Below are 26760 nucleotides of genomic sequence, written 5' to 3' on the forward strand. Positions count from 1 at the left end.
TATCCAGGGCTGACAAAAGCCCATGCGCTATCTGACTGACCATTCGGGGACCCGTACATGGAACTGGTTGTAAAGAGCGTAGCTGCTGCATCGGTGAAAACCGCCACTTTGGTACTGGCCGTTGGCGAAGGGCGCAAGCTCGGTGAAATCGCCAAGGCTGTCGACGAAGCCAGCAACGGCGCCATCAGCGCCGTGCTCAAGCGCGGCGACCTGGCCGGCAAGCCGGGCCAGACCCTGCTTCTGCACGGTCTGGCCGGCTTGAAGGCCGAGCGCGTGCTGCTGGTCGGCAGCGGCAAGGATGACCTTGGCGACCGCAGCTGGCGCAAGCTGGCCAGCGCTGTCACCGGCGTGCTGAAAAACCTCGGTGGCAGCGATGCCGTACTGGCGCTGGACGATATCGCCATCACTGGCCGCGAAGGTCATTACGGCAAATACCGTCTGCTGGCTGAAAGCCTGCTCGATGGCGAGTACGTGTTCGACCGCTTCAAGAGCCAGAAAGCCGAGCCGCGCGCCCTGAAGAAAATTACCCTGCTGGCCGACAAGGCTGGCTTGGCCGAAGTCGAACGCGCCGTGCAGCACGCTACCGCGATTGCCAGCGGCATGGCCTTCACTCGCGACCTCGGCAACCTGCCGCCTAACCTGTGCCACCCGGTGTTCCTGGCTGAACAGGCCAAAGAGCTGGGCAAGACGCACAAGGGCCTCAAGGTCGAAGTGTTCGACGAGAAAAAAATCAAAGAACTGGGCATGGGTGCCTTCTATGCGGTCGGCCAGGGCAGCGAGCAGCCGCCACGCTTGATCGTCATGCAGTACCAGGGCGGCAAAAAAAGCGAAAAACCCTACGTTCTGGTCGGTAAAGGCATCACCTTTGACACCGGCGGCATCAGCCTCAAGCCTGGCGCCGGCATGGATGAAATGAAGTACGACATGTGCGGCGCCGCCAGCGTGTTCGGCACCCTGCGCGCCGTGCTTGAACTGAAGCTGCCGATCAACCTGGTGTGCATCCTCGCCTGTGCCGAGAACATGCCGAGCGGCAATGCCACTCGCCCGGGCGACATCGTCACCACCATGAGCGGGCAAACCGTCGAAATCCTCAACACCGACGCCGAAGGCCGTCTGGTGCTGTGTGACGCCCTGACCTACGCCGAGCGCTTCAAGCCGCAGGCGGTGATCGACATCGCCACCCTCACCGGCGCCTGCATCGTCGCTCTAGGCAGCCACACCACCGGCATGCTCGGCAACAACGACGAACTGCTCGGGCAACTGCTCGACGCCGGCAAGCGCGCCGACGACCGCGCCTGGCAGCTGCCACTGTTCGATGAGTATCAGGAGCAGCTCGACAGCCCGTTCGCCGACATCGCCAACATCGGCGGGCCAAAGGCCGGCACCATCACCGCTGCCTGCTTCCTGTCGCGCTTTGCCAAAGCCTACAACTGGGCCCACCTGGACATCGCCGGCACCGCCTGGATCAGCGGCGGCAAGGACAAGGGCGCCACTGGCCGCCCGGTGCCGATGCTGACCCAGTACCTGCTCGACCGCGCCAACGCCTGACCGGGCACGGCGGCAGCCCGCAGGGGCTGCCGCCAACGGACTGAATCATGAGCCAAGTAGACTTCTATGTGCTGCCTACCGACGCCCTCGACGCGCGGTTGGATTTTGCCTGCAAGCTGTGCGAGAAAGCCTGGCGGCTGGGCCATCGGGTGTACCTGCATTGCGAGGATGCCGCCCAGCGCGCTCAGCTCGACCAACGCCTGTGGCAGTTCAAGGGCGAAGCCTTTGTGCCGCACGATCTGGCCGAGGTCGATGCCAACGCGGTGGTGGTGCTGGGCCTGGGCAACGATGCCGGCAGCCATGCCGACCTGCTGATCAACCTTGGCGGCGAAGTGCCAGGCTTTGTCGGCAACTTCCAGCGTGTAGCGGAAATCGTCGTCGAGGCGCCAGCGATTCGCGAGGCGGCCCGAGAACGGTTCCGTTTCTACCGGGAACAGGGCTATGCTCTGCACAATCACCGCCTACAGCGACTTTAACGACGATGGACAAGCCTTCTTCTCTGCCTACCTCCGCCCACCTGCTGGATGATCTCGAGTCGATTCGGGTGCTGCTGGGCGACGACAACCTGCAACCGCCGCTGCTGACCGATACCGTCGAGCAAATCCCGCTAGTGCTCGACGAGCCGCAAGGCAACCATGCGCCGCCGCCCGTGGCCGAAATCGAAGCCGAGGACGACGACGCTGCCCAGGCGCGCCGCCAGGACACCTTGCTGCGGCTGGACGCCGAGCTGCGTGCTGCCGCGCAGTTGATCATGCAGGACGTCATCAACGACTATACCCCGCACATCGAGACCGAAATCAAGCGCCGCCTCGATGCCCGCATGGAGCGCCTGCTCAAGCGCCCCGAGTAACCGCACAGCCCGCAGTGCCGCGTAGCGGCGGCTGGCGAAGTCTGCACGCAGCACTCGCTGCGATCGACTCAGGCGCCTGTCGCGTGCAACCAGCCGCTCCGTTATACTGCTCGGCTTTCCCGAATTAATGCCTAAGGGTCCCGCCGCGCATGGATAAGACCTACCAGCCGCACGCCATTGAAACTTCCTGGTACAACACCTGGGAGTCCGAGAACTACTTCGCCCCACAAGGTGCAGGCGAGTCCTACACCATCATGATCCCGCCGCCAAACGTGACCGGCAGCCTGCACATGGGCCATGGTTTCAACAACGCGATCATGGATGCCCTGATCCGCTTCCGCCGCATGCAGGGTCGCGACACCCTGTGGCAGCCGGGCACCGACCACGCCGGTATCGCCACGCAGATGCTGGTAGAGCGTCAGCTCGAGGCCAAAGGCCAGAGCCGCCACGATCTGGGCCGCGAACAGTTCCTCGACAAGGTCTGGGAATGGAAGGAACAGTCCGGCGGCAACATCAGCCGGCAGATCCGCCGTCTGGGCTCGTCGGTCGACTGGAGCCGCGAGCGCTTCACCATGGATGACGGCTTGTCCGATGCGGTCAAGGAAGCCTTCGTGCGTCTGCATGAAGACGGCCTGATCTACCGCGGCAAGCGCCTGGTCAACTGGGACACCAAGCTGCACACGGCAATCTCCGACCTTGAAGTGGAAAACCACGACGAGAAGGGCCACCTGTGGAACCTGCGCTACCCGCTGGCCGATGGCGCCACCACCGCTGATGGCAAGGACTACCTGGTAGTCGCCACCACTCGCCCGGAAACCCTGCTGGGTGACGCGGCGGTTGCGGTCAACCCGAACGACGAGCGCTATCAGGCGCTGATCGGCAAGTTCGTCAAACTGCCGCTGGTCGGGCGTCTTATCCCGATCATCGCCGACGACTACTGCGATCCCGAGTTCGGCACCGGCTGCGTGAAGATCACCCCGGCCCACGACTTCAACGACTATGAAGTCGGCAAGCGTCACAACCTGCCGCTACTGAACATCTTCGACAAGAATGCGCTGGTGCTGGCCAACGCCCAGGCGTTCAACCTCGACGGCAGCCTCAACGAGCAGCTCGACACCAGCCTGCCTGCGCAGTACGCCGGCCTCGACCGCTTTGTCGCGCGCAAGCAGATGGTTGCCGACCTGGATGCCCAGGGCTTGCTGGTCAGCGTCGATGACCACGCCCTGAAGGTGCCCAAGGGCGACCGTTCCGGGACCATCATCGAGCCGTGGCTGACCGACCAGTGGTACGTGTCGACCAAGCCGCTGGCCGAGCCTGCGATTGCTGCCGTTGAAGACGGCCGTATCCAGTTCGTGCCCAAGCAGTACGAAAACATGTACTTCTCGTGGATGCGCGACATCCAGGACTGGTGCATCAGCCGTCAGCTGTGGTGGGGCCACCGCATCCCGGCCTGGTACGACGAAGCCGGCCAGGTCTACGTTGGCCGCAACGAAGCCGAAGTCCGCGCCAAGCATCAGCTGGGCAGCGACGTGGTACTGCGTCAGGACGACGACGTGCTGGATACCTGGTTCAGCTCGGGGCTATGGACCTTCTCCACTCTCGGCTGGCCAGAGCAAACCGAGTTCCTGAAGAAATTCCACTCCACCGACGTGCTGGTCACCGGTTTCGACATCATCTTCTTCTGGGTTGCCCGGATGATCATGCTGACCATGCACCTGGTGAAAAACGAGGACGGCACCCCGCAGGTACCGTTCAAGACCGTCTATGTGCACGGGCTGGTGCGTGATGGCCAAGGCCAGAAGATGTCCAAGTCCAAGGGCAACGTGCTTGACCCGCTGGACATCGTCGACGGTATCACCCTCGATGCCCTGCTGGAAAAACGCACCAGCGGCATGATGCAGCCAAAACTTGCCGAGAAGATCGCCAAGCAGACCAAGGCCGAGTTCCCGGAAGGCATCGCCAGCTACGGCACCGATGCCTTGCGCTTCACCTTCTGCTCGCTGGCGTCGACCGGTCGCGACATCAAGTTCGACATGGGCCGCGTCGAAGGCTATCGCAACTTCTGCAACAAGATCTGGAACGCCGCGCGCTACGTGCTGGACAAGGGCGAAGACTGCGGCCAGAACGGCGAAGCCTACGAGCTGTCGCTGGCTGATCGCTGGATCATCTCGCAGCTGCAGCGCACCGAAGCCGAAGTGACCCGTCAGCTGGAGCAGTTCCGCTTCGACCTGGCCAGCCAGGCGCTCTACGAGTTCATCTGGAACCAGTATTGCGACTGGTACCTGGAGCTGTCCAAGCCGGTCCTGTGGGACGAAAACGCCCCAATCGAGCGCGCCCGTGGCACGCGTCGCACGCTGGTGCGGGTACTTGAAGTGGCACTGCGCCTGGCGCATCCGTTCATGCCCTTCATCACCGAAGAGATCTGGCAGCGCATCGCGCCGCTGGCCGGCGTCAGCGGCAAGACGATCATGCTGCAACCGTGGCCGGTGGCCAACGAGAGCCGTATCGATACCGTTGCCGAAGGCGATATCGAATGGCTGCAACAGCTGATGAACGGCCTGCGCAACATCCGCGCCGAGATGAACATCGGCCCGGGCAAACCGCTGCCGCTGTTCCTCAAGAACGCCGGTGCCGAAGACCAGCGCCGCCTGCAGGAAAACGAACCATTGCTGAAGAAGCTGGCAAAGGTCGAGTCGTTCACCGTGCTCGGTGAAGCCGACGAAGCGCCGCTGTCGGCGACTGCACTGGTGGGTGATCTGCAGGTGCTGGTGCCAATGGCTGGGCTGATCGACAAGGATGCCGAGCTGGCGCGCCTGAACAAGGAAATCCAGCGTCTGCAGGGCGAAGTCCAGCGCGTTGGCGGCAAGCTGTCGAATGCTGCCTTTGTCGATAAGGCACCGCCTGCGGTGATCGACAAGGAACGCGCCAAGCTGGCCGAAGCCGAACAGGCACTGGCCAACTTTACCGAGCAGCATGCGCGGATTGCAGCGCTGTAACTCGACATTGCTGACCTGAGCGGCGAGGGCTTTGCCCTCGTTTCGCGACACAAGGCCGCTCCTACACCGACCGCGTTCACCTAGACTGACGCGGTTACTGTAGGAGCGGCCTTGTGTCGCGAAAGGGCCGCAAAGCGGCCCCAAGGCTTGCAACACCGGATCCGACCATGACCGAAAAACCCACCCTGCACCCGAGAAACCGCCACCAGGGCCGCTACGACTTTCCCGCCCTGATCAAGGCCCACCCCGATCTGGCCCGCTTCACTATCACCAACCCCTACGGCAACCCCAGCATCGACTTCGCCAACCCCGAAGCCGTGCGCGTGTTCAACCGTGCCCTGCTCAAGGCTCAGTACGGTATCCAGCACTGGGATATTCCGGCCGACTACCTGTGCCCGCCGATCCCTGGCCGCGCCGATTACCTGCACGTCCTCGCCGATCTGCTGGCTGCCGATAACGGCGGTGAAATCCCCCGCGGCCCTCAGGTGCGCGCGCTGGACATCGGCGTTGGCGCCAATTGCATCTATCCCCTGCTCGGCCACAGCGACTACCGCTGGAGCTTCCTCGGCTCCGATATCGACCCTGTGGCGCTTGCTTCGGCCAAGGCCATCGTGCAGGCCAATGGCCTCCATAAGGCCGTTGCCCTGCGCCAGCAAAGCAACAGCAAGCTCATCTTCAGCGGCCTGCTACAGCCCGACGAGCGCTTCGATGTGACGCTGAGCAACCCACCCTTCCACAGCTCGCGCGACGAGGCTACCCGTGGCAGCCAGCGCAAATGGAAAAACCTCGGCAAGCAAGACCCCAAGCGCAAGCTGCCGGTGTTGAACTTCGGCGGGCAAAACAATGAGCTGTGGTGTGAAGGCGGCGAGATCCGCTTCGTCAGCCAGCTGATCAGCGAGAGCGTCGCTTGCGCGCCTCAGGTGCTGTGGTTCACCAGCCTGGTGTCCAAGGCGGGTAACCTGCCGGTGATCGAAGCCGCACTGAAAAAGGCTGGCGCCGTAGCAGTACAGACGCTGGCAATGGGCCAAGGGCAGAAACAGAGCCGCGTGGTTGCCTGGAGCTTCCACGACGCAGCTGCGCGCAAAGCCTGGCATGCGCAGCGCCAGGGCAAATCGCAGGCGTAAAAAAACCGCGCCCGGCAAGCCGGGCGCGGTTTATCCAAGCGTCGACAATTACTTGTTGACGGCGTCGGTCAGCACTTTCGCAGGTACGAACTTGACGACTTTCTTGGCAGCGATTTCGATGGCAGCGCCAGTCGAAGGGTTGCGGCCGGTACGGGCAGGACGCTCCGAGACTTTCAGCTTGCCGATGCCTGGCAGAGTGATTTCGGCGCCGTTTTCCAGTTGGTCGGCAACGATCTGGCCAAGTTGCTCCAGGGCGTTACGAGCGGTGGTTTTTGGCGCGTCGATTGCTTCGGCGATGTCGGCAATCAGTTGGTCTTTGGTCAATGCCATGGTGGTGTTCCTTCCCTAAAAAATTCAGAGGTTATGCAGCATGCTACGTCGGTATCGGGCCAGCCCGGTAATTCCGGCGGGCCGCGCCAATTGCGTATGTAGATACACAAATCGGCGTTTGGTTCGACATAACGCAAGTGATCTGCCAGCGATGCGCCATTGATGCAGCGCAAGACCGCGAAAAGTACCACAGGACTGGATAAATATCCGCTGTCGAGGCCGATTTAATGCAGCTAATTCGGGGCTTTTCACATAAATCGGCAAAAATTGAGCAAAAAACCAGCAACCGCTATTTGCGCCAACTTCTGGCCACTGCATCACTGGTGGTCTGGGTTAAACTTAGCCACTTTGCCCAGCGCCCCGCGAGTACTCGCAAACCGCGCTCCAGCTACTGCCGAGATTTTCCATGCCTATCCGTCATTGCATCGTCCACCTGATCGACAAGAAGCCCGATGGCAGCCCCGCCGTGCTCCACGCACGGGATAACGAGCTGGCTGCATCGGATGCCATCGAAAACCTCCTGGCCGACCTCAACGACAACTACAACGCCAAGCAGGGCAAGGCCTGGGGTTTCTTCCATGGTGAGTCCGGTGCCTACCCGTTCAGTGGCTGGCTCAAGCAGTACCTGAACGACGAGCAAGGCTTTACCGCCTTCAGTCGCACCGCCGTCGAGCACCTGCAAAAGCTGATGGAAGAGTCCAACCTCTCCACCGGCGGCCACGTGCTGTTCGCCCATTACCAGCAAGGCATGACCGAGTACCTGGCGATTGCCCTGCTGCACCACAGTGACGGCGTGGCCGTGAACGCCGAGCTCGACGTAACGCCCTCGCGCCACCTGGACCTGGGGCAGTTGCACCTGGCCGCACGGATCAACCTGTCGGAGTGGAAGAACAACCTCAATTCCAAACAGTACATCTCGTTCATCAAGGGCAAGAACGGCAAGAAGGTCTCGGAGTATTTCCGCGACTTCATCGGCTGCCAGGAAGGCGTCGACGGTCCCGGCGAAACGCGCACGCTGCTCAAGGCCTTCAGTGATTTCGTCGAGAGCGAAGACCTGCCGGAAGAGTCCGCGCGCGAGAAGACCCAGACCCTTGTCGACTACGCCACCAGCCAGACCAAGATGGGCGAGCCGGTCGGCCTTGAAGAGCTCTCCAGCCTGATCGACGAAGAGCGGCCCAAGGCGTTCTACGATCACATCCGCAACAAGGACTACGGCCTGTCGCCAGAGATCCCGGCGGATAAACGCACACTGAACCAGTTCCGCCGTTTCACCGGCCGTGCCGAAGGCTTGTCGATCAGCTTCGAGGCGCACTTGCTCGGGTCAAAAGTGGAGTATGACGAAGAAGCCGGCACTTTGATCATCAAGGGCCTGCCAACCCAGCTGATCGATCAGCTCAAGCGTCGGGCTGAGTAAAACCAGACCAGGACGCGACCAAGGCTTCCTTGGCCGACTTGCGCAGCTTCTTCACCAGCCGCTCCTGACGCAAAGCCTCGGAGCGGTCTGGCCAGGCTTCGACATAGACCAGCGCCTGCGCCGGGCTGGTCTTGAAATAGCGCGCACCACGCCCCTGCTGGTGCACCTTGAAGCGGCGCTGCGGATCATCACTGATACCGCAGTACAGCGAGCCATTCAGCGCGCGCACCAGGTATACGTACCAGGGTTTTTCCGCCAGAGGCGGAACTTGTTCACTCACGACTTTGCTCCTGCCCGGCATTAGCTTGATGAGCCCCACATCAACGGGGCTTCATCATGTCCAAGAAAATCTTCGCCGCAACGCTGTCGTTTCCGTGGAACGAGGTGATCGTCGCAGCGTGGGATAAGGCCGAGTCCCCGGAGGAACAGGCGGTTGGTGCAGACTAGACCAGCTCAACGGGCTCGGGTAAACGCCTGCAAGCCCTTGCGCGCTTGCTGACGCACCTTGTTCTGCAGCAGCGGCGTCCAACCCAGCAGCACGCCAGGCATGCCCAATGCCTGGCGCGACCAGCGCCACAGGTCGAAGTTGTCATGGTGCTCTGTGATCAGACCGTCCTCGATCACGAACCGTGCGCGGATATCGTTGATCACGGTACGCCCGGTCTGGCTGAACAGATAGGTTGCCACCCAATGCGCGCTGGCGCCGCCTGGCTCGCCACGCACTTGATCGAAGGTCAGGCTGAAGTCTTGCGCGCGCGAGGTGAGCATGCGCCACATGGCGCCCGCCTCCTGACCGCGCAAAGTACCGAAGACCGGGTCAGTGAAGACGATGTCCGCGCTGTAACAGGCGATCATGGCCTCGGCATCCAGGCGCTGGAACGCCTGGTAGAAGCGGGTAATCAGGGCGTGTGAGGTGTCGCTCATGCGTGGCATCCATGGTCCGGGTCAACAGCGGCACGATAAAGCCAGACGCCAAGGATTGCCACGCTCATTTGCCAGGTGAATGCCAGGCCCTGCTCAGCCTTGGATACGCTCACAGGTCACCTGTACATGCAGGGCCCGGCCGGCCTTGAGGCCAAACAGGATGGCACCGCCACCGATCACGGCAAAGATCCACCCCAAGGCAGCCCAGCCGCCCGTCAGATCATGCACCACGCCAACGGCAAAGGGTCCCATCGACGCCAGGGTGTAACCGACGCCTTGAGCCATGCTCGACAGATTGGCGGCCACGTGGGCATCTTTGGAGCGCAGCACGATCAGGGTCAGCGCCAGGGCGAAAGTGCCGCCCTGCCCCAGCCCAAGCAACACCGCCCAGCCCCACAGCCCGCCCAACGGCGCGTACAAGCAGCCAAACAAACCCACCAGTGTTACCAGCATGACCAGCACAATCGCCAGCCGCTGATCCTTGCCGCGGGTCGCCAGCCACGGCGCACCCAGCGCGCTGATCAGCTGCACGATGACCGAACCGGACAACACCAGCCCTGCTTCGGTGGGGCTCAGGCCACGGCCGATCAGAATCGACGGCAGCCAGCCAAACACGATATACGCCAGCGACGACTGCAAGCCCATGTACAGCGTCACTTGCCACGCCAGCGGGTCACGCCACAGGCCACGCACGCGATAAGCGACCTTGTGCCCGGCATGCCGCTGCTTCGCCTGCGGCAACCACACCAGCATCGCCAGCAGCGCCGGCAGCATCCAGAAGCCCAGCCCGAGCGACCAGCTGTCGCCCAGGGCGTGGCTCAGCGGAACGGTGGCGCCAGCGGCCAGCGCTGCACCCAGACACAAGGCCATGGTGTAGACACCGGTCAAGGTCCCGGCATGCTTGGGAAAGTCGCGCTTGACGATACCGGGCAAGAGCACGCCAATGACGCCGATACTCGCCCCCGCCAGCAGGCTGCCGAGAAATACTCCGGTCGCGCCGAAGGTACTGCGCAGGACAATCCCCAGGGCCAACGTGAAGAGAATGCCCAATACCACCCGCTCACTGCCGAAGCGGCGTGCCAGCAACGGCGCCAGTGGCGCAAACAAACCCAGGCACAGCACCGGCAAGGTCGTCAGCAGGCCCGACTGCGCAGCACTCAGGCCCAGGCTCTCGGCAACCTGGCCGAGTACTGGCGCCATGCTCGACAAGGCCGGCCGCAGATTCAGCGCAACCAGCACCAGCCCCAACAGCAACAGCCAGGGCCGGTGAATGGCTGGCGGCTGCTGTTGCACCTGTTCGTCATCGGCCTCGGCATCGATCAGCAGTTCATCCAGTTCGGTCTCACGCACAGGCGCAGAGCGGGTCAGTTGGTCAGCCATGATGGTCTCGCAGTCAGGATTCGATAAGGGCCCGGCACAGACGCTTGGCCCGTTCCGGATCGCGTTGTTCAACCGCATCGAGAATCTCTCCGTGCAGATCGAACACCGCCTGGCAGCGCGGCAGCGCGCTCATGTTGCGTTCCAGGGCAGCGGCCACGACACCGGAGAAGTATCGGTACAGCTCGCTCAAGGCAGGGTTGTGCGCGGCATCGACCAGGCGCTGGTGGAACAGCAGATCGCAGTGCACATAGGTATCGAGGTCGGCGTGATAGTGCTCGGCGCTGCCGGCAAGGGCTGCGCGCAGCTCCAGCAGGTCCTGCTCGGTGCGCCGCAGGGCTGCCAGACCAATCGCTTCAGCCTCGAGAATGTGGCGGGTCTCGCGCGCCTGTTCGGGCGTGCAGCGGGCCATGGCCTGTATCGCGTGGAGCGGATCCTGCGCGGTACGCAGGTAGCTGCCATCACCCTGGCGGACTTCGACCAGACCGCTGAAAGCAAGCACGCGCATGGCCTCGCGTACGGTATTGCGGCTGATGCCGAGCTCGGCGGCCAGCTCTGGCTCGGTCGGCAGGCGCTCACCTACTTTCCAACTGCCCTCGACGATCCGCCGGCGCAATTGCTCGACCGCCAGCTCCACCAGCGAACGCTTGATCAGTTCATTTCCCATGTCGCAGCCAACTCAACCAATCATCCTACGAATTATCGGATTGTAACTGAAAGCTGGCCTGCCGCCACTTGGCATTTTTGTCAGTTGCGGCTGCGGTGCGGCTTTGGGAGGCTGTAGCGCTTTTTTACAGGGCTGAACGTGAATGCGTAACCACGTAGCCATGGGTATCGTCATCGGGCTGGTGGTACTGACGCTGTTGCTGTTGGCGATCGTCATCAAGTCCGATGAGCAAAGCCGGCCCTCGCAAGTGAGGGCCGGGCCGCCTGGCTTACTCAGCCCAGGGCATCGACCAGCGCCTGGTTCATCTGCGGCGTACCGATGGTGATGCGCAGGAACTGGGCAACTCGCGCTTGTTTGAAGTGACGCACGATCACCCCTTGCTCGCGCAGGCGCGCCGCAAGCTCGGCAGCGTCGTGCTGCGGGTGGCGGGCAAAGATGAAGTTGGCCGCTGACGGCAGCACCTCGAAACCCTTGGCCTGCAGCTGCGCGACCAAGGCCTCGCGGCTGTCGATGACCTGGCGACAGGTCTCGTTGAAGTACTCGCGGTCCTCGAACGCTACCGCGGCGCCGACGATCGCCATGCGGTCGAGCGGATAGGAGTTGAAGCTGTTCTTGATCCGCTCCAGCGCATCGATCAGGTCCGGGTGGCCCACCGCCAAGCCTACCCGCAGGCCGGCCAGCGAGCGCGACTTGGACAAGGTCTGGGTGACCAGCAGGTTGTCGTAACGGTCGACCAGGCTGATCGCCGTCTGGCCGCCGAAGTCGATGTAGGCTTCGTCTACCACCACCACCGAGTCAGGGTTGGCCTGCAGCAACTGCTCGATCGCCTCCAGCGCCAACAGGCAGCCCGTAGGCGCGTTCGGGTTGGGGAAGATGATGCCGCCGTTGGGCTTGGCATAATCTTCGACGCGGATCTGGAACTGCTCGTCCAGGGCGATCTGCTCGAACGCAATGCCGTACAGACCGCAGTACACCGGATAGAAGCTGTAGCTCACATCAGGGAACAGCAGCGGCGCGCCGTGCTGGAACAGGCCATGGAAAATGTGCGCAAGCACCTCGTCCGAGCCGTTGCCGACAAACACCTGGCCGCTGCTCACACCGTAATACTCGGCCACGGCCTGCTTGAGCCGGTCACTGTTAGGGTCCGGGTACAGCCGCAGGTTGTCGTTCAGCTCCCCACGCATGGCCTCCAGCGCCTTGGGCGACGGGCCATAGGGGTTTTCATTGGTGTTGAGCTTGATCAGGCGGGTCAGCTTGGGCTGCTCGCCGGGTACGTAAGGCACCAGGTCCTTGACGAATGGGCTCCAGAATCGACTCATGTTCAGTTGCCCTCGGCAGTGGTGCGGATACGGTATTCGGCGCTGCGGGCGTGGGCCGTCAGCGATTCGCCACGGGCCAGCACCGATGCGGTGTGGCCGAGCTCGGAAGCGCCCTGCTCGGAACAGAAGATGATCGACGAGCGCTTCTGGAAGTCATACACGCCCAACGGCGACGAGAAGCGCGCGGTGCCGGAGGTTGGCAGGACGTGGTTGGGGCCTGCGCAGTAATCGCCCAGCGCCTCGCTGGTGTGGCGGCCCATGAAGATCGCACCGGCGTGGCGGATCTGCGGCAGCCACGCCTGCGGGTCGGCAACCGACAGTTCAAGGTGCTCCGGAGCAATCCGGTTGGCCACTTCGATGGCCTGCTGCATGTCGCGCACGTGGATCAGTGCACCACGGCCATTGATCGACTTCTCGATGATCTCGGCGCGCTCCAGGGTCGGCATCAGTTTGTCGATACTGGCCGCCACCCGATCCAGAAACTCCGCATCCGGGCTGACCAGAATGGCTTGGGCATCTTCATCGTGCTCGGCCTGGGAGAACAGGTCCATGGCGATCCAGTCCGGATCGGTCTGGCCGTCGCAGACCACCAGGATTTCCGACGGGCCGGCGATCATGTCGATGCCGACCTGACCGAACACATGGCGCTTGGCGGTGGCCACATAGATATTGCCCGGGCCGACGATCTTGTCGACCTGCGGCACGCTCTCGGTACCGTAGGCAAGCGCAGCCACGGCCTGAGCGCCGCCGACCGTGAACACCCGGTCAACCCCAGCGATGCAGGCCGCCGCGAGCACCAGCTCGTTGAGCTCGCCACGCGGCGTCGGCACCACCATAACTACTTCGCCAACACCGGCAACCTTGGCCGGAATCGCGTTCATCAACACCGACGACGGATAGGACGCTTTGCCGCCGGGAACGTACAAGCCAGCGCGGTCCAGTGGCGTGACCTTCTGGCCAAGCACGGTGCCGTCGGCTTCGGTGTACTGCCAGGAGTCCTGCTTCTGCCGCTGGTGGTAGCTGCGCACACGCTCGGCGGCTTTTTCCAGGGCTTCACGCTGGCTCGCGGTAATCCGCGTAAGCGCAAGCTCCAGCCGGGCACGGTCAAGAATCAGATCGTTGATGGAGGTCGCCTGCACGCCATCGAAACGCTGGGTGAACTCGACCAAGGCGGCATCACCGCGCTCACGGACGGCTTTGATGATGTCGAGCACGCGCTGGTTGACCGCGTCATCGGACACACTCTCCCAGCTCAGCAGATGATCCAGATGTCGGGCGAAATCCGGATCAGCGGCGTTGAGACGGGCAATTGCAGTGGACACGGTCATGGCGAGGGCCTCGAATAGTAGCGAATGCTCAGGCGCCCTAGGCTACCAGTCGATCCGCGCGGGCACCTGAGAAAATTGGCTATGACGCGGATAGACGGGCACGACAGCGAAGGTCGTGCGCAGGAGTCAACCGCGGTGTCGCGACTCGACCGCTTGGCGCAGGGTGTCGATCAGGTTCTGGATGCGCGCATGCTGCATCTTCATCGAAGCCTTGTTCACTACCAGACGCGAGCTGACCATGGCGATCAGCTCTTGCGGCTCGAGGCCGTTGGCACGCAGGGTATTGCCGGTGTCGACCACGTCGATGATCTTGTCGGCGAGGTTGATCAGAGGCGCCAGCTCCATCGAGCCGTACAGCTTGATGATGTCGACCTGACGGCCCTGTTCGGCATAGTAACGCTTGGCAACATTGACGAACTTGGTGGCCACACGCAGACGGCCCTTAGGCTCGGGTGCGCCGACAACACCGGCGGTCATCAGCTTGCAGCAGGCGATCTGCAGGTCCAGCGGCTCATACAGGCCCTGGCCGCCGTACTCCATGAGCACGTCCTTACCAGCCACACCGAGGTCGGCCGCCCCATGCTCGACATAGGTCGGCACGTCGGTGGCGCGCACGATCAGCAGGCGCACGTCATCCTGAGTCGTGGGGATGATCAGCTTGCGGCTCTTGTCCGGGTTCTCGGTGGGCACGATACCGGCTTCGGCCAGCAACGGCAGGGTATCGTCGAGAATGCGGCCTTTGGATAGCGCGATGGTCAACATGGCAAACGTCGGTCCTTAAGCGGCTACAGCAGCCGGGAGCAAAGCCCGGCTGCATTGAATTCGTTGGCGCGTCCATGCGCCTGGGCAGGTTAGCCCGGTACGCGGCGGATCTTCGCGCCGAGCATTTGCAGCTTCTCTTCGATGCACTCGTAACCACGGTCGATGTGGTAGATGCGATCGATCAGGGTGTCGCCCTCGGCAACCAGAGCCGACAACACCAGGCTCGCCGAGGCACGCAGGTCGGTGGCCATCACTGGCGCGCCCTTGAGGGTCTTGACCCCGGTAACGATGGCAGTGTTGCCTTCAACCTGGATGTGCGCGCCCATGCGGTGCATTTCGTAAACATGCATGAAGCGGTTTTCGAAGATCGTCTCGATCACTGCACCAGTGCCTTCGGCAATGGCGTTGAGCGAGATGAACTGCGCCTGCATGTCGGTCGGGAACGCCGGATACGGAGCGGTGCGCAGGTTGACGGCTTTGGGCCGCTTGCCGTGCATGTTCAGCTCGATCCAGTCTTCGCCGGTGGTGATATCGGCGCCGGCTTCCTTGAGCTTCTCGAGGACTGCTTCAAGGATGGTCGGATCGGTGTCCTTGACCTTGACCCGACCGCCAGTGACGGCAGCCGCCACCAGGTAGGTGCCAGTCTCGATACGGTCAGGCATGACCCGGTAGTGGGCCGAGTGCAGACGCTCGACGCCATCGATGGTGATGGTGTCGGTGCCCGCGCCCTGGACGTTGGCGCCCATGGCGATCAGGAAGTTGGCCAAGTCGACCACTTCCGGTTCGCGTGCGGCGTTCTGCAGAACGCTGCGGCCGCGGGCCAGAGCAGCAGCCATCATGATGTTTTCGGTGCCGGTCACGCTCACCGTGTCGAAGAAGAAGTGCGCACCGCGCAGGCCGCCTTCAGGCGCCTTGGCCTTGATGTAGCCGCCTTCGACTTCAATTTTTGCACCCATGGCCTCCAGGCCGCGGATGTGCAGGTCAACCGGACGCGAACCGATCGCGCAACCGCCAGGCAGGGCAACTTCAGCCTCGCCGAAGCGGGCAACCATCGGCCCCAGTACCAGAATCGAGGCGCGCATGGTCTTGACCAGCTCGTACGGCGCAACCAGTGTCTTGATTGCACGCGGATCGATTTCGACTGCCAGCTTCTCGTCGATCACAGGCTCGATGCCCATGCGCCCGAACAGCTCGATCATGGTGGTGATGTCGTGCAGGTGCGGCAGGTTGCCGACGGTCACTGGACCATCGCACAGCAGCGTTGCTGCAAGGATCGGCAGGGCAGCGTTCTTTGCCCCGGAAATGCGGATCTCGCCATCGAGACGAGGGCCGCCAGTAATAATCAGTTTGTCCATTAGGATCTCGCCGCCAAGTTGGCTCAGGTGCGCTCAGCCCAGGCTGCGCTGCTGAAAAATTTCATGGTTACCGCGTGGATACTGCCATCGGCAATCCACGGATTCAGGTGAGCATAGATCGCCTGTTGACGCTTTACCGGGCTCTGCCCCGCCAGCTCGTCGCTGATCACGTTCAACTGGAAGTTGCAGCCTTCGCCTTCAACTTCGACCCGGGTTCCGGGCAATTTCGCTTCAAGGAAGCTCTTAACTTCTACGGCCTGCATGCTCAACCTCAATCGGCGCCCTGTGCGCGCGGGTCGGCCATCATACAAAAAAGCCCCTCGCCTGCGAAGCCCATGAATGGGCACGCTGACCGAGGGGCCTTTTCACCTTGCCGGGCAATCAGCCCGCCAACACTTCGTCGAGGTCATAGACCTCGGCGATTTCACGCATGTCATCAGGCATGCCACGCAGCGCCCAGGACTTGCCTGCGGCCTGCGCATCACGCATGAATGCCAGCAGTAACGACAAGCCGACACTGCTCGACTTGACTACCGCCGAGCAGTCCAGCATTACCTGCTGCTCACCACAGGCGGCAATCAGTGCCTTGCCCTGCTTGCGTAGGGCGGGGCCCGTGCGAAAGTCCAGCACGCCAGCCAGACGCAGCACGCCCGGCTCGGCCATGCTTACGCTGGTTTCACTCATTTGACTGCCTTCTCCGGCGAACTGTCGGCGGTTTGCTTGGCCTTGGCCACTTCACCTGCCCAGCCGTCGATGGTCTTGTCCAGGTCATTGCCATTTCGCGACATGGCGTCGGCGAACTGGTCACGGAACAGCTTGCCGATGTTGATGCCGTTGACAATGACGTTACGCACCTTCCACTCGCCATCCAGTTTGACCATGGTGTATTGCACCGGGTAAACCGAACCGTTGGTACCAGTGACCTTCATGCCCACGCTGGTGCGGTCACCTTCATCGCCCTTGGCAGGGTCGAGGGTGATGCCCTGGTTGTTGTACTCGAGCAAGGCATTGCCATAGAACTGCATCAAGCTGCGCTTGAAGTTCTCCTGGAAGCGCTGCATCTGCGCAGGCGTAGCCTTGCGCGAATACTTGACGGTCATGATGCTCTTGGAGATGCCATCAGCGTCGACCACCGGGCCGAGGTTGCTGTTGAGAGCATCGTAGAACGCCTGCGGGTCAGCCTTGTATTGCTGCTTGTTGGCCTTGAGGTCGCTGAGCAACTGATCGGTAGTGGTCTGAATCACTTCTCGGGCGGTTTGCCCAGGTGCAGCGGTGGTCAGCAGGGGGAAAGCCGCCAGCAGGACCAGCAAACCGCGTCGCAGGATCGAGATCATGGAAACTCCTTAATTAGCTGGGTTGGCTTCTTTCGGTTCTTTGCCAACGGTATTGAGCAGGAACTTGCCAATCAGATCTTCCAGTACCAGGGCAGACTGGGTGTCATGGATGGTGCTGTCATCTTTGAGCACCTGATCCTCACCACCCACGCTGATACCGATGTACTTCTCGCCGAGCAACCCGGCGGTCAGGATCGATGCAGTGGAGTCGACCGGCAGATTATCGACGTTCTTGTCCAGCTGCAGCGTGACCCGACCGGTGTAGGAATCGCGATCCAGATCGATGGCCGTGACCTTGCCGATGGTCACACCGGCCATGGTCACTTTAGCTCTGACCGTCAAACCGGCGATATTGTCGAAGTACGCGTAAACTTTATAGGTATCGCTGGTCGGGCTGGCCGACAGCCCGCTGACACGCAGGGCCAGCAGCAGCAACGCCAGGATCCCGGCCAGGAGGAACAGGCCGACACCGATTTCCAGGGTGCGGTTTTGCATCAGAAATCTCCAAACATCAAGGCGGTCAGAATAAAGTCCAGACCCAGCACTGCCAACGAGGCATAGACCACGGTCTTGGTGGTGGCACGGCTGATCCCCTCTGAAGTGGGCTCACAGTCATACCCCTGGAAAACGGCAATCCAGGTCACGACGAAGGCAAACACCAGGCTTTTGACCAGGCCGTTGAGCACGTCATCGGTGAATGAAACACTGTTCTGCATGTTGGCCCAGAACGAGCCTTCGTAGACACCCAGCCAGTCGACTGCCACCCACGAGCCACCCCAGATCCCTACCACGCTGAACATCAGCGCCAGCAGCGGCAGCGAAATGAAGCCGGCCCACAGCCGCGGTGCAACGATGTACTTGAGTGGGTCGACGCCGATCATTTCCAGGCTCGACAACTGCTCGGTCGACTTCATGTTGCCGATTTCGGCAGTCAGCGCAGAGCCGGCGCGACCGGCAAACAGCAGCGCAGTGACGACCGGGCCGAGTTCGCGCAACAGCGTCAGGGCAACCATCTGCCCGACCGCTTGCTCGGAGCCGTATTTGGTGAGGATGCTGTAGCCCTGCAGGGCCAGCACCATGCCGATGAACATGCCGGAGACGACAATGATCGCCAGCGACAGCACGCCGACTGAATAAAGCTGCTTGACCAGCAGCTGGAAGCCACCGCCAAGCCCGCCCCGGCCGACCAGGGCATGGCCCAGGAACAGGCACGAACGACCCAGTACTGCCACTACATCGATGGCCGAGCGACCGAGCAGGCGTACGCGTTCAAGTAAGGATCTTCGGCGCATCAACGCGTCCCCAGCAGATCGGCGCGGTAGTCAGGCGCAGGAAAATGGAAAGGTACCGGTCCGTCCGGATCGCCCTTCATGAATTGGCGGATGCGCGGATTGTCCGAGCCCATCAGCTCGTCCGGAGTGCCCTGACCCAGCACCTGGCCATCACCCACTACGTAGATGTAGTCGGCGATGCTCGCGGTTTCCGCCAGGTCGTGCGACACGACGATACTGGTAATGCCAAGGGCATCGTTGAGCAGACGGATCAAACGCACCAGAACACCCATCGCGATAGGATCCTGGCCGACGAATGGCTCGTCGTACATGAGAATCTGCGGGTCCAGGGCAATTGCCCGCGCCAACGCTACCCGCCGCTTCATGCCGCCGGAGAGTTCGTCGGGCATCAGGTCGATGGCGCCGCGCAGGCCAACGGCCTGCAGTTTCATCAGGACGATGTCGCGGATCATCTCTTCCGACAGCTCGGTGTGCACCCGCAGCGGGAAGGCAACGTTCTCGAACACGTCGAGGTCGGTGAACAATGCACCGCTCTGAAACAGCACGCCCATCTGCTTGCGTGCATCGAACAGATCACTGCGCGACAGCGTCGGCAAATTCTGCCCGGCCACCCACACTTCGCCGCTGGCGGGGCGCAGCTGGGCGCCCATCAGGCGCAACAGGGTGGTCTTGCCGCACCCCGATGGCCCCATGATGCCAGTGACCTTTCCGCGCGGAATGCGGATGTCGACATTACTGAAAATGCTGCGCGAACCGCGCTTGAAGGTAACCCCCTTCAACTCGACCGCGTAGGCGCTATCCACACTCATCTAGACTCCTTGCAATACAGCCTCGTCCAATGGACGCCTGCCCTCATCGTGAAGGCACACACGCCCCACCCGGGCCGAATCAGCGGCGAACTATAGCACCGCAGGCGAGCCCGCCCCAAGGCTATCGCAGCGTCATTCAGGCGAATGACAGGCGGCCGCGGCAGGCTTATGACAATCCAGTGATGAGCCTTTCGCACATTGCGGCTATAATCGGCGCCTTTTCATCAGGCATTGCTTTTCGACATGAGCCAATCCAGCGAGCTGATCCAATCTGCCCAGCGCACTTTGCGCCTGGAACTCGAGGCTGTTGAGGGCCTGTTGCCGCGTATCGACGACAATTTCGTCAAGGCCTGCGAACTGATTCTGGCCAGCAAAGGCCGTGTGGTCGTGGTTGGCATGGGCAAGTCCGGGCATATCGGCAACAAGATCGCGGCGACCCTGGCCAGTACCGGTACGCCGTCATTTTTTGTCCATCCGGCCGAAGCCAGCCACGGTGACATGGGCATGATCACCCGTGATGACGTGATCCTGGCGCTGTCCAACTCCGGCAGCACTGCCGAGATCGTTACCCTGCTGCCATTGATCAAGCGCCTTGGCATTCAGCTGATCAGCCTCACCGGCAACCCCGATTCACAGCTGGCGCAAGCGGCCGAGGCCAACCTCGATGCGCGCGTGGCGCAGGAAGCCTGTCCGCTGAACCTGGCACCAACTTCCTCGACCACCGCAGCGCTGGTGCTCGGCGACGCCCTCGCGATCGCCCTGCTTGAGGCCCGCGGCTTCTCGGCCGAGGATTTCGCCTTCTCGCACCCCGGCGGCGCCCTTGGCCGACGCTTGCTGCTCAAGGTCGAAAACGTCATGCACTCGGGCGACGAGCTGCCGCAGGTGCGACGTGGCACCCTGCTCAAGGAAGCGCTGCTGGAAATGTCCCGTAAAGGTTTGGGCATGACCGTCGTGCTGGAAAACGACGGTACCCTGGCTGGCGTGTTCACTGACGGCGACCTGCGCCGCAGCCTGGACCGCAATATCGATGTACACACCACCCTGATCGATGAGGTGATGACCGTGCACGGCAAGACTGCCCGCGCCGAGATGCTCGCCGCTGAAGCCTTGAAGATCATGGAAGACCACAAGATCGGCGCCCTCGTCGTGGTCGATCAGCACGATCGCCCGACCGGCGCGCTGAACATGCACGACCTGCTCCGCGCCGGAGTCATGTGATGAACGGAGATGCCATGAGCGAAGACATCCTGCAACGCGGCAAAGCCATCAAGCTGGCCGTTTTCGACGTCGACGGTGTGCTCACCGACGGCCGCCTGTGCTTCCTTGAAGACGGCAGCGAATTCAAGACCTTCAACACCCTCGACGGCCAGGGCATCAAGATGCTCATGGCCTCGGGTGTGACCACGGCAATCATCAGCGGGCGCAAGACCCCGGTGGTCGAGCGTCGGGCGAAGAACCTCGGCATCCCGCACCTGTTTCAGGGCCGCGAGGATAAACTGGTGGTTCTGGACGGCCTGCTCGCTGAACTGGGCCTAAGCTATGAGCAGGTCGCCTACCTGGGCGACGACCTGCCCGACCTGCCAGTGATTCGCCGGGTCGGCCTGGGCATGGCCGTAGCCAACGCTGCCGTGTTCGTCCGCCAGAACGCCCACGGGGTAACCCAGGCCCGCGGCGGCGAAGGTGCTGCCCGCGAGTTCTGTGAACTGATCATGCAGGCCCAGGGTACCCTGGACGCTGCCAACGCCAACTACCTGTAAGGCCGCACATGTTCAGCAAAAAAGCTAAAAACATCGCGCTGCTGGGGCTGATCGCTGCCCTGCTGGTAGCGGTCGGCTACTGGAACGTCAGCCCCGAGAGCTTCCTCGACAAGCCACAGGCCCAGGCCGACGAAAGCGCCATCGACTACTATGCGATCAATGCCCACAGCGTGCAGTTCTTGCCTGACGGCAAGATGCAATATGAAATGACCGCCGACAAGGTCGAGCACCTCAAGGCCAGCGAAGTCACACTGCTGACCACGCCAGACCTGCACATGTATCGCGGCACCGCGTACCCCTGGCATGTCCAGAGCGTGCGTGCCGAGGTCAACCCGGATGGCACCGAGGTCGAGCTGATCGACAAGGTACGGGTTGCTCGCACCGACGAAAAACAACGCGAAACCATCATTACCAGCACGCGCATGACGGTGTTCCCGCAGAAGCAATATGCGCAGACCGAGCAAGCCGTTAGAATCGACGGCGCCGGCGGCACCACCACCGGCGTTGGCATGAAAGCGTATTTGAAAGACGGCAGGATGGACCTGCTGTCCAACGTAAGAGGACAGTATGAGGCTCGTTAAAACCCTCCCTTTTTTGCTCAGCCTGAGCGCAGCACTGGGAAGCGCGAGCGCCTTGGCCCTGCCGAACGATCGTGACCAGCCAATTCGTATCCAGGCCGACGACGCTCACCTGGATGACAAACAAGGCGTAGCTACCTACCGCGGCGACGTGATCATCACCCAAGGTTCGATGATGATCAAAGGCAACACCGTGACCATGACCCGTGCCGCCAATGGCGACATCGACGTGGTGACTTCGGTGGGCAACCTGGCCTACTTCGAGCAACAGCAGGATGCCGCCAAGCCCGACAAGATGAAAGGCTGGGCCGTGACGATTCAATACCAGGCGCAAAAAGACACGGTGATTCTGACCGACCGCGCCAAGGTCGAGAATGAAAGCAACACCACCGAAGGCGAGAAGATCGTCTACAACACCAAGTCGCAGGTCGCAACCGCAGGCAATGCCGGTGGCGCTGCCACGACCAAGCGTCCGCGCATCGACATGGTGATCCAGCCGAAGAAGAAGGCCGAGTAAATGGCGACTCTCAAAGCCCAGCATCTGGCCAAGAGCTACAAGGGCCGCCAGGTGGTTCGCGACGTCAGCCTGTCGATCGACAGCGGCCAGATCGTCGGCTTGCTCGGCCCCAACGGTGCCGGCAAGACCACCTGCTTCTACATGATCGTCGGCCTGGTTCAGGCCGATCAAGGCCGCGTGCTGATCGACAACAATGACGTCAGCCACCAACCCATGCACGGCCGCGCCCGTGCCGGGATTGGCTACCTGCCGCAGGAAGCGTCGATTTTCCGCAAGCTGTCGGTTGCCGACAACATCATGGCGATCCTCGAAACGCGCAAGGAACTCGACCGTGACGGCCGTCGCAAGGAGCTGGAAAGCCTGCTGCAGGAATTCCATATCAGCCACATCCGCGACAACCTCGGCATGAGCCTTTCCGGTGGCGAACGCCGCCGTGTCGAGATTGCCCGCGCCCTGGCCACCGCACCCAAGTTCATTCTGCTGGATGAACCGTTCGCTGGCGTCGACCCGATCTCGGTAGGTGACATCAAGCAGATCATTCATCACCTCAAGGCCAAGGGTATCGGTGTGTTGATCACCGACCACAACGTCCGCGAGACGCTGGATATCTGTGAGACAGCCTACATCGTCAACGATGGTCAACTGATTGCCGAAGGCGATGCCGAGACCATTCTGGCCAACGATCTGGTCAAGGAAGTCTACCTGGGCCACGAGTTCCGGCTCTGAGGCCCTTGCCTGGGCACTGGCAGCAGCAAGCTAAAACAGCTTAAGTGTTACAGTGCTCTAGGCAAACGCTACAAATTAAGGCATATAACTTGCTTGAAATTGGCGCCGCGGCGCCCTTCGTGTAGTGGATGGCGCAGATGCGCCGGCGGACAAGGTAATAAGCCCAAGCTATGAAACCATCGCTCGTCCTAAAAATGGGCCAGCAACTGACGATGACCCCGCAGTTGCAACAGGCCATTCGTCTGCTTCAGCTCTCGACCCTGGACCTCCAACAGGAAATTCAGGAAGCGCTGGAATCCAACCCGATGCTCGAACGCCAGGAAGACGGCGAAGACTTCGACAACAGCGACCCGCTGGCCGACAGTGCCGAAAGCAAGCCAAGCGCCGAAAACCTGGAGAACAGCTTCCAGGACAGCGGTTTTCAGGATGGCAGCCTGCAGGAAGGCAGCGCCGCCAGTCAGAACCTTGAAGAAGGCGACTGGAACGAGCGCATTCCCAACGAACTACCGGTCGACACCGCCTGGGAAGATGTCTACCAGACCAGCGCCAGCAGCCTGCCCAGCAACGACGATGACGAGTGGGACTTCACCACCCGCACCTCTGCTGGCGAGAGCCTGCAAAGCCACTTGCTGTGGCAGCTGAACCTGGCGCCGATGTCCGATACTGATCGCCTGATTGCAGTAACGCTGATCGACAGCATCAACCAGCAAGGCTATCTGGAAGACACCCTCGAAGAAATCTGCGCAGGCTTTGACCCGGAGCTCGACATAGAGCTCGATGAAGTCGAGGCCGTGCTGCACCGTATTCAACAGTTCGAACCCGCCGGCGTTGCCGCACGCAACCTGGGCGAGTGCCTGCTGCTGCAGCTGCGTCAGTTGCCGGCCAATACGCCTTGGTTGACCGAGGCCAAGCGCCTGGTCAGCGACTTCATCGATATGCTCGGCAGCCGCGACTACAGCCAGCTGATGCGCCGTATGAAGCTCAAGGAAGACGAGCTGCGGCAAGTCATCGAGCTGGTGCAGAGCCTCAATCCGCGGCCTGGTTCGCAGATCGAGTCGAGCGAGCCGGAGTACGTGGTGCCTGACGTGATCGTGCGCAAGGACACCGACCGCTGGCTGGTCGAGCTGAACCAGGAAGCCATGCCGCGCCTGCGGGTCAACCCGCAATATGCAGGCTTTGTCCGCCGCGCCGATACCAGCGCCGACAACACCTTCATGCGCAACCAGTTGCAGGAAGCGCGCTGGTTCATCAAGAGCCTGCAGAGCCGCAACGAGACCTTGATGAAGGTCGCCACGCAGATCGTCGAGCACCAGCGCGATTTTCTCGAGTACGGCGACGAGGCGATGAAACCGTTGGTGCTGCATGACATCGCCGAAGCAGTGGGCATGCATGAGTCGACCATCTCCCGCGTCACCACCCAGAAGTACATGCACACTCCGCGTGGCATCTTTGAGTTGAAATACTTTTTCTCGAGCCACGTCAGCACCTCCGAAGGCGGTGAATGCTCGTCCACGGCGATCCGCGCGATCATCAAGAAACTGGTTGCAGCGGAAAATCAGAAAAAGCCATTGAGTGACAGCAAGATCGCTGGTTTACTGGAGGCACAAGGCATCCAGGTAGCCCGTCGCACCGTCGCCAAGTACCGCGAGTCGCTCGGCATAGCACCGTCGAGTGAACGCAAGCGACTGATGTAGCCCCGGGATGTGCCACAGCGTTTTTGTGGCAGGTGCAAGACCTGCCTCTTTATGCACGGGCAACAAAGGAGAAGCTGTATGCAAGTCAACATCAGTGGACACCATGTAGAAGTAACCCCACCACTGCGCGACTACGTCGAGCAGAAGCTGAAGAGACTCGCAGGGCACTTTGACAAGATCACCAACGTTACGGTGATCATGAAAGTCGAGAAACTGCAGCAGAAGATCGAAGCGACTCTGCAGATTCCGGGCGGCGAAGTGGTTGCCAATGCCGAAGATCTAGACATGTATGCAGCCATCGACAATTTGGCTGACAAGCTCGACCGCCAACTGAAAAAACACAAGGAAAAACAGCAAAGTCTCCTGCAAGGTGCAGCTGCTCGCTGATCCCCCTCATCCATGATCCGACTTGAAACCATCCTGACCCCCGGCCGTTCCCTGGTGAACGTGCCGGGCGTCAGCAGTAAGAAACGCGCCCTCGAAGAAATCGCCAAGGTCGTAGCCAGCGAAGTCAGCGAGCTCGACCAGCAAGAAGTCTTCGAGAAGCTGATCGCCCGCGAAAAACTGGGCTCCACCGGGTTCGGCAATGGCATCGCCATTCCGCACTGCCGCCTCAAGGGCTGCGCCAATCCGGTCAGCGCCCTGCTCCACCTGGATCATCCAATCGATTTCGACGCCATCGATGGCGCCCCCGTGGACCTGCTGTTCGTCCTGCTGGTGCCCGAAGCTGCCACCGATGCTCACCTTGAGCTGTTGCGCCAGATTGCCAGCATGCTCGATCGCGAAGATGTGCGTAAGCGTCTGCGCGCTGCGAGAGACAACAAGGCCTTGTACCAGGTCGTCCTGGACGTGCAAAACGGGAGCTGAGCATGCGCCTGATCATCGTCAGCGGCCGCTCTGGCTCCGGCAAGAGCACTGCACTTGCCGTGCTGGAAGACAATGGCTTCTACTGCATCGACAACCTGCCCGCCGGGTTGCTGCCGCAGCTGGCTGAAAACGCGTTGATCAATACCGAGCTGATGCAGCCCAAGGTTGCTGTCTCGATTGATGCGCGCAACCTGCCAGGCCATCTGTCACGCTTCCCCGAGCTGCTCGAGGATGCCCGCGCACGGCACATCCAGTGCGATGTGCTGTACCTGGACGCTGACGAAGACACCCTGCTCAAGCGCTTCTCCGAAACGCGCCGCCGTCACCCACTGACCAACGCCAATCGCTCGCTGGCCGAAGCCATTCGGGTCGAGAGCGATATGCTCGGGCCGATTGCCGACCTTGCCGACCTGAAGATCGATACCACCAACCTCAACCTTTACCAGCTACGCGATTCGATCAAGCTGCGCCTGCTCAACCAACCCGAGCCGGGTACGGCGTTTTTAGTTGAGTCGTTTGGCTTCAAGCGGGGCATGCCGGTAGACGCCGACCTGGTGTTCGACGTGCGCTGCCTGCCCAATCCGTACTGGAAGCCGGAAATCCGCGAGCACTCAGGCCTGGATCAGCCAGTCATCGATTACCTGGCTGCGCAGCCGGATGTCGAAGAGATGTTCCAGGACATCTCCAGCTATCTGCTCAAATGGCTGCCGCGCTTCGCCGCCAGCAACCGTGCCTATGTCACCATCGCCATCGGCTGCACCGGCGGCCACCATCGCTCGGTGTACCTGACCGAGCGCCTCGGCCAGGTTCTGCAGCAATCCTTGAAAAACGTCCAGGTCCGCCACCGCGACCTCTAGCCCACAGGATTTACCCGAACATGCCCGCCCGCGAAATCACCATCATCAACAAGCTGGGCCTGCACGCCCGAGCGGCCGCCAAGTTCGTCGGCGTGGCCGGGCGCTTTCCTTGCCAGGTGAGGGTCGGCCGGGCGCCAGACAAGCTGGTCGATGGCAAAAGCATCATGGCGGTGATGATGCTCGCAGCGGGCAAGGGCACTCAGGTGCACCTGTTCACCGAGGGCGAGCAGGAAGACGAGGCACTCCAGGCCGTGGTGGATTTGATCAACAACTACTTCGACGAAGGCGAATAACGCCCCGCCGCTGCCAGGCCCAGCGCTGCCGCAGCGCTGGAC

Annotated in this window: 31 protein-coding genes; 16 read left to right on the forward strand and 15 right to left on the reverse strand. The window is 61.7% G+C overall.

The window, feature by feature from the left end; genetic code table 11:
- The first annotated feature begins 57 nt into the window (after positions 1 to 57).
- The 5 genes from M2396_RS14745 to rlmF all read left to right on the forward strand — a co-directional run bounded on the left by M2396_RS14745 (position 58) and on the right by rlmF (position 6518).
- Positions 58 to 1548, forward strand: coding sequence for a leucyl aminopeptidase (locus M2396_RS14745; protein ID WP_259075715.1), 1491 nt, complete (start codon positions 58 to 60; stop codon positions 1546 to 1548).
- A gap of 47 nt (positions 1549 to 1595) precedes the next feature.
- Positions 1596 to 2024: a DNA polymerase III subunit chi gene (locus M2396_RS14750; protein WP_259075716.1), complete on the forward strand. Its 429-nt coding sequence runs from the start codon at positions 1596 to 1598 to the stop codon at positions 2022 to 2024.
- A 5-nt stretch (positions 2025 to 2029) separates the two neighbouring features.
- A complete protein-coding gene (locus M2396_RS14755; protein ID WP_259075717.1) occupies positions 2030 to 2398 on the forward strand; it encodes a DNA polymerase III subunit chi in 369 nt (122 codons plus the stop codon).
- Positions 2399 to 2547: 149 nt separating this feature from the next.
- A complete protein-coding gene (locus M2396_RS14760) occupies positions 2548 to 5394 on the forward strand; it encodes a valine--tRNA ligase (protein WP_150570831.1) in 2847 nt (948 codons plus the stop codon).
- 167 nt (positions 5395 to 5561) lie between these two features.
- Positions 5562 to 6518: a 23S rRNA (adenine(1618)-N(6))-methyltransferase RlmF gene (rlmF, locus tag M2396_RS14765; RefSeq protein ID WP_220633147.1), complete on the forward strand. Its 957-nt coding sequence runs from the start codon at positions 5562 to 5564 to the stop codon at positions 6516 to 6518.
- A 48-nt stretch (positions 6519 to 6566) separates the two neighbouring features.
- Here rlmF and M2396_RS14770 read toward each other — a convergent pair whose 3' ends face one another.
- Positions 6567 to 6848 carry an HU family DNA-binding protein gene (locus M2396_RS14770; RefSeq protein WP_029613585.1) on the reverse strand — a complete coding sequence of 94 codons (282 nt, stop codon included), beginning with the start codon at positions 6846 to 6848 and terminating at the stop codon, positions 6567 to 6569.
- 406 nt (positions 6849 to 7254) lie between these two features.
- Here M2396_RS14770 and yejK point away from each other — a divergent pair, with 406 nt between their 5' ends.
- Complete coding sequence (gene yejK / locus M2396_RS14775) at positions 7255 to 8262, forward strand: nucleoid-associated protein YejK (RefSeq protein ID WP_101316898.1); 1008 nt, start codon at positions 7255 to 7257, stop codon at positions 8260 to 8262.
- On the opposite strand, the gene M2396_RS14780 is transcribed toward yejK, so the two are convergent.
- From M2396_RS14780 to M2396_RS14845, 14 genes are all read right to left on the reverse strand, one after another.
- Positions 8243 to 8542: a GIY-YIG nuclease family protein gene (locus M2396_RS14780; protein WP_259075721.1), complete on the reverse strand. Its 300-nt coding sequence runs from the start codon at positions 8540 to 8542 to the stop codon at positions 8243 to 8245. The genes yejK and M2396_RS14780 overlap by 20 nt on opposite strands.
- A gap of 173 nt (positions 8543 to 8715) precedes the next feature.
- Entirely contained in the window at positions 8716 to 9186 is a 471-nt protein-coding gene (locus M2396_RS14785) for a nuclear transport factor 2 family protein (protein WP_150570828.1), read from the reverse strand.
- A 93-nt stretch (positions 9187 to 9279) separates the two neighbouring features.
- The gene (locus tag M2396_RS14790; RefSeq protein ID WP_259075722.1) at positions 9280 to 10566 is read right to left on the reverse strand and encodes an MFS transporter; all 1287 of its coding nucleotides are present in this window, start codon (positions 10564 to 10566) and stop codon (positions 9280 to 9282) included.
- Between the two features lie 13 nt (positions 10567 to 10579).
- Entirely contained in the window at positions 10580 to 11230 is a 651-nt protein-coding gene (locus M2396_RS14795) for a FadR/GntR family transcriptional regulator (RefSeq protein ID WP_101316890.1), read from the reverse strand.
- Between the two features lie 272 nt (positions 11231 to 11502).
- Positions 11503 to 12549: a histidinol-phosphate transaminase gene (hisC, locus tag M2396_RS14800; protein WP_101316888.1), complete on the reverse strand. Its 1047-nt coding sequence runs from the start codon at positions 12547 to 12549 to the stop codon at positions 11503 to 11505.
- Positions 12550 to 12551: 2 nt separating this feature from the next.
- On the reverse strand, positions 12552 to 13877 hold the full coding sequence (gene hisD / locus M2396_RS14805) for a histidinol dehydrogenase (protein WP_101316886.1): 1326 nt from the start codon (positions 13875 to 13877) through the stop codon (positions 12552 to 12554).
- Positions 13878 to 14003: 126 nt separating this feature from the next.
- Positions 14004 to 14639 carry an ATP phosphoribosyltransferase gene (gene hisG / locus M2396_RS14810; protein ID WP_259075726.1) on the reverse strand — a complete coding sequence of 212 codons (636 nt, stop codon included), beginning with the start codon at positions 14637 to 14639 and terminating at the stop codon, positions 14004 to 14006.
- Between the two features lie 89 nt (positions 14640 to 14728).
- The gene (gene murA / locus M2396_RS14815; RefSeq protein WP_101316882.1) at positions 14729 to 15994 is read right to left on the reverse strand and encodes a UDP-N-acetylglucosamine 1-carboxyvinyltransferase; all 1266 of its coding nucleotides are present in this window, start codon (positions 15992 to 15994) and stop codon (positions 14729 to 14731) included.
- A gap of 23 nt (positions 15995 to 16017) precedes the next feature.
- On the reverse strand, positions 16018 to 16257 hold the full coding sequence (locus M2396_RS14820) for a BolA family protein (RefSeq protein ID WP_101316880.1): 240 nt from the start codon (positions 16255 to 16257) through the stop codon (positions 16018 to 16020).
- A gap of 118 nt (positions 16258 to 16375) precedes the next feature.
- Positions 16376 to 16678, reverse strand: a complete 303-nt coding sequence (locus M2396_RS14825) for a lipid asymmetry maintenance protein MlaB (protein WP_101316878.1) — start codon at positions 16676 to 16678, stop codon at positions 16376 to 16378.
- Complete coding sequence (locus tag M2396_RS14830) at positions 16675 to 17328, reverse strand: phospholipid-binding protein MlaC (protein WP_150572059.1); 654 nt, start codon at positions 17326 to 17328, stop codon at positions 16675 to 16677. The genes M2396_RS14825 and M2396_RS14830 overlap by 4 nt, the downstream gene beginning before the upstream one ends.
- A 9-nt stretch (positions 17329 to 17337) precedes the next feature.
- Positions 17338 to 17823 (reverse strand): outer membrane lipid asymmetry maintenance protein MlaD, encoded by a 486-nt coding sequence (gene mlaD, locus M2396_RS14835; RefSeq protein ID WP_101316874.1) that lies wholly within the window; start codon positions 17821 to 17823, stop codon positions 17338 to 17340.
- Positions 17823 to 18620: a lipid asymmetry maintenance ABC transporter permease subunit MlaE gene (gene mlaE, locus M2396_RS14840; protein ID WP_101316871.1), complete on the reverse strand. Its 798-nt coding sequence runs from the start codon at positions 18618 to 18620 to the stop codon at positions 17823 to 17825. The genes mlaD and mlaE overlap by 1 nt, the downstream gene beginning before the upstream one ends.
- Positions 18620 to 19429, reverse strand: coding sequence for an ATP-binding cassette domain-containing protein (locus M2396_RS14845; RefSeq protein ID WP_101316869.1), 810 nt, complete (start codon positions 19427 to 19429; stop codon positions 18620 to 18622). The genes mlaE and M2396_RS14845 overlap by 1 nt, the downstream gene beginning before the upstream one ends.
- A gap of 243 nt (positions 19430 to 19672) precedes the next feature.
- On the opposite strand from M2396_RS14845, the gene M2396_RS14850 reads away from it, so the two are divergent.
- From M2396_RS14850 to M2396_RS14895, 10 genes are all read left to right on the forward strand, one after another.
- Positions 19673 to 20647: an SIS domain-containing protein gene (locus M2396_RS14850; protein ID WP_101316866.1), complete on the forward strand. Its 975-nt coding sequence runs from the start codon at positions 19673 to 19675 to the stop codon at positions 20645 to 20647.
- 14 nt (positions 20648 to 20661) lie between these two features.
- The gene (locus tag M2396_RS14855) at positions 20662 to 21186 is read left to right on the forward strand and encodes an HAD family hydrolase (RefSeq protein WP_259075736.1); all 525 of its coding nucleotides are present in this window, start codon (positions 20662 to 20664) and stop codon (positions 21184 to 21186) included.
- A gap of 8 nt (positions 21187 to 21194) precedes the next feature.
- The gene (gene lptC / locus M2396_RS14860; protein ID WP_101316864.1) at positions 21195 to 21767 is read left to right on the forward strand and encodes an LPS export ABC transporter periplasmic protein LptC; all 573 of its coding nucleotides are present in this window, start codon (positions 21195 to 21197) and stop codon (positions 21765 to 21767) included.
- A complete protein-coding gene (gene lptA, locus M2396_RS14865; protein ID WP_101316862.1) occupies positions 21754 to 22281 on the forward strand; it encodes a lipopolysaccharide transport periplasmic protein LptA in 528 nt (175 codons plus the stop codon). The genes lptC and lptA overlap by 14 nt, the downstream gene beginning before the upstream one ends.
- Positions 22282 to 23007 carry an LPS export ABC transporter ATP-binding protein gene (gene lptB / locus M2396_RS14870; protein WP_101316860.1) on the forward strand — a complete coding sequence of 242 codons (726 nt, stop codon included), beginning with the start codon at positions 22282 to 22284 and terminating at the stop codon, positions 23005 to 23007.
- A gap of 170 nt (positions 23008 to 23177) precedes the next feature.
- Positions 23178 to 24701 (forward strand): RNA polymerase factor sigma-54, encoded by a 1524-nt coding sequence (locus M2396_RS14875; protein ID WP_101316858.1) that lies wholly within the window; start codon positions 23178 to 23180, stop codon positions 24699 to 24701.
- Between the two features lie 78 nt (positions 24702 to 24779).
- Positions 24780 to 25088, forward strand: a complete 309-nt coding sequence (gene hpf / locus M2396_RS14880; RefSeq protein WP_101316856.1) for a ribosome hibernation-promoting factor, HPF/YfiA family — start codon at positions 24780 to 24782, stop codon at positions 25086 to 25088.
- Positions 25089 to 25100: 12 nt separating this feature from the next.
- Complete coding sequence (gene ptsN, locus M2396_RS14885) at positions 25101 to 25568, forward strand: PTS IIA-like nitrogen regulatory protein PtsN (RefSeq protein WP_101316854.1); 468 nt, start codon at positions 25101 to 25103, stop codon at positions 25566 to 25568.
- A 2-nt stretch (positions 25569 to 25570) separates the two neighbouring features.
- A complete protein-coding gene (gene rapZ, locus M2396_RS14890; RefSeq protein WP_101316852.1) occupies positions 25571 to 26425 on the forward strand; it encodes an RNase adapter RapZ in 855 nt (284 codons plus the stop codon).
- Positions 26426 to 26445: 20 nt separating this feature from the next.
- Entirely contained in the window at positions 26446 to 26718 is a 273-nt protein-coding gene (locus M2396_RS14895; protein ID WP_101316850.1) for an HPr family phosphocarrier protein, read from the forward strand.
- Positions 26719 to 26760 lie beyond the last annotated feature (42 nt).

This window comes from Pseudomonas sp. BIGb0278, from assembly GCF_024809895.1.
GTDB classification, from domain to species: Bacteria; Pseudomonadota; Gammaproteobacteria; order Pseudomonadales; family Pseudomonadaceae; genus Aquipseudomonas; species Aquipseudomonas shirazensis.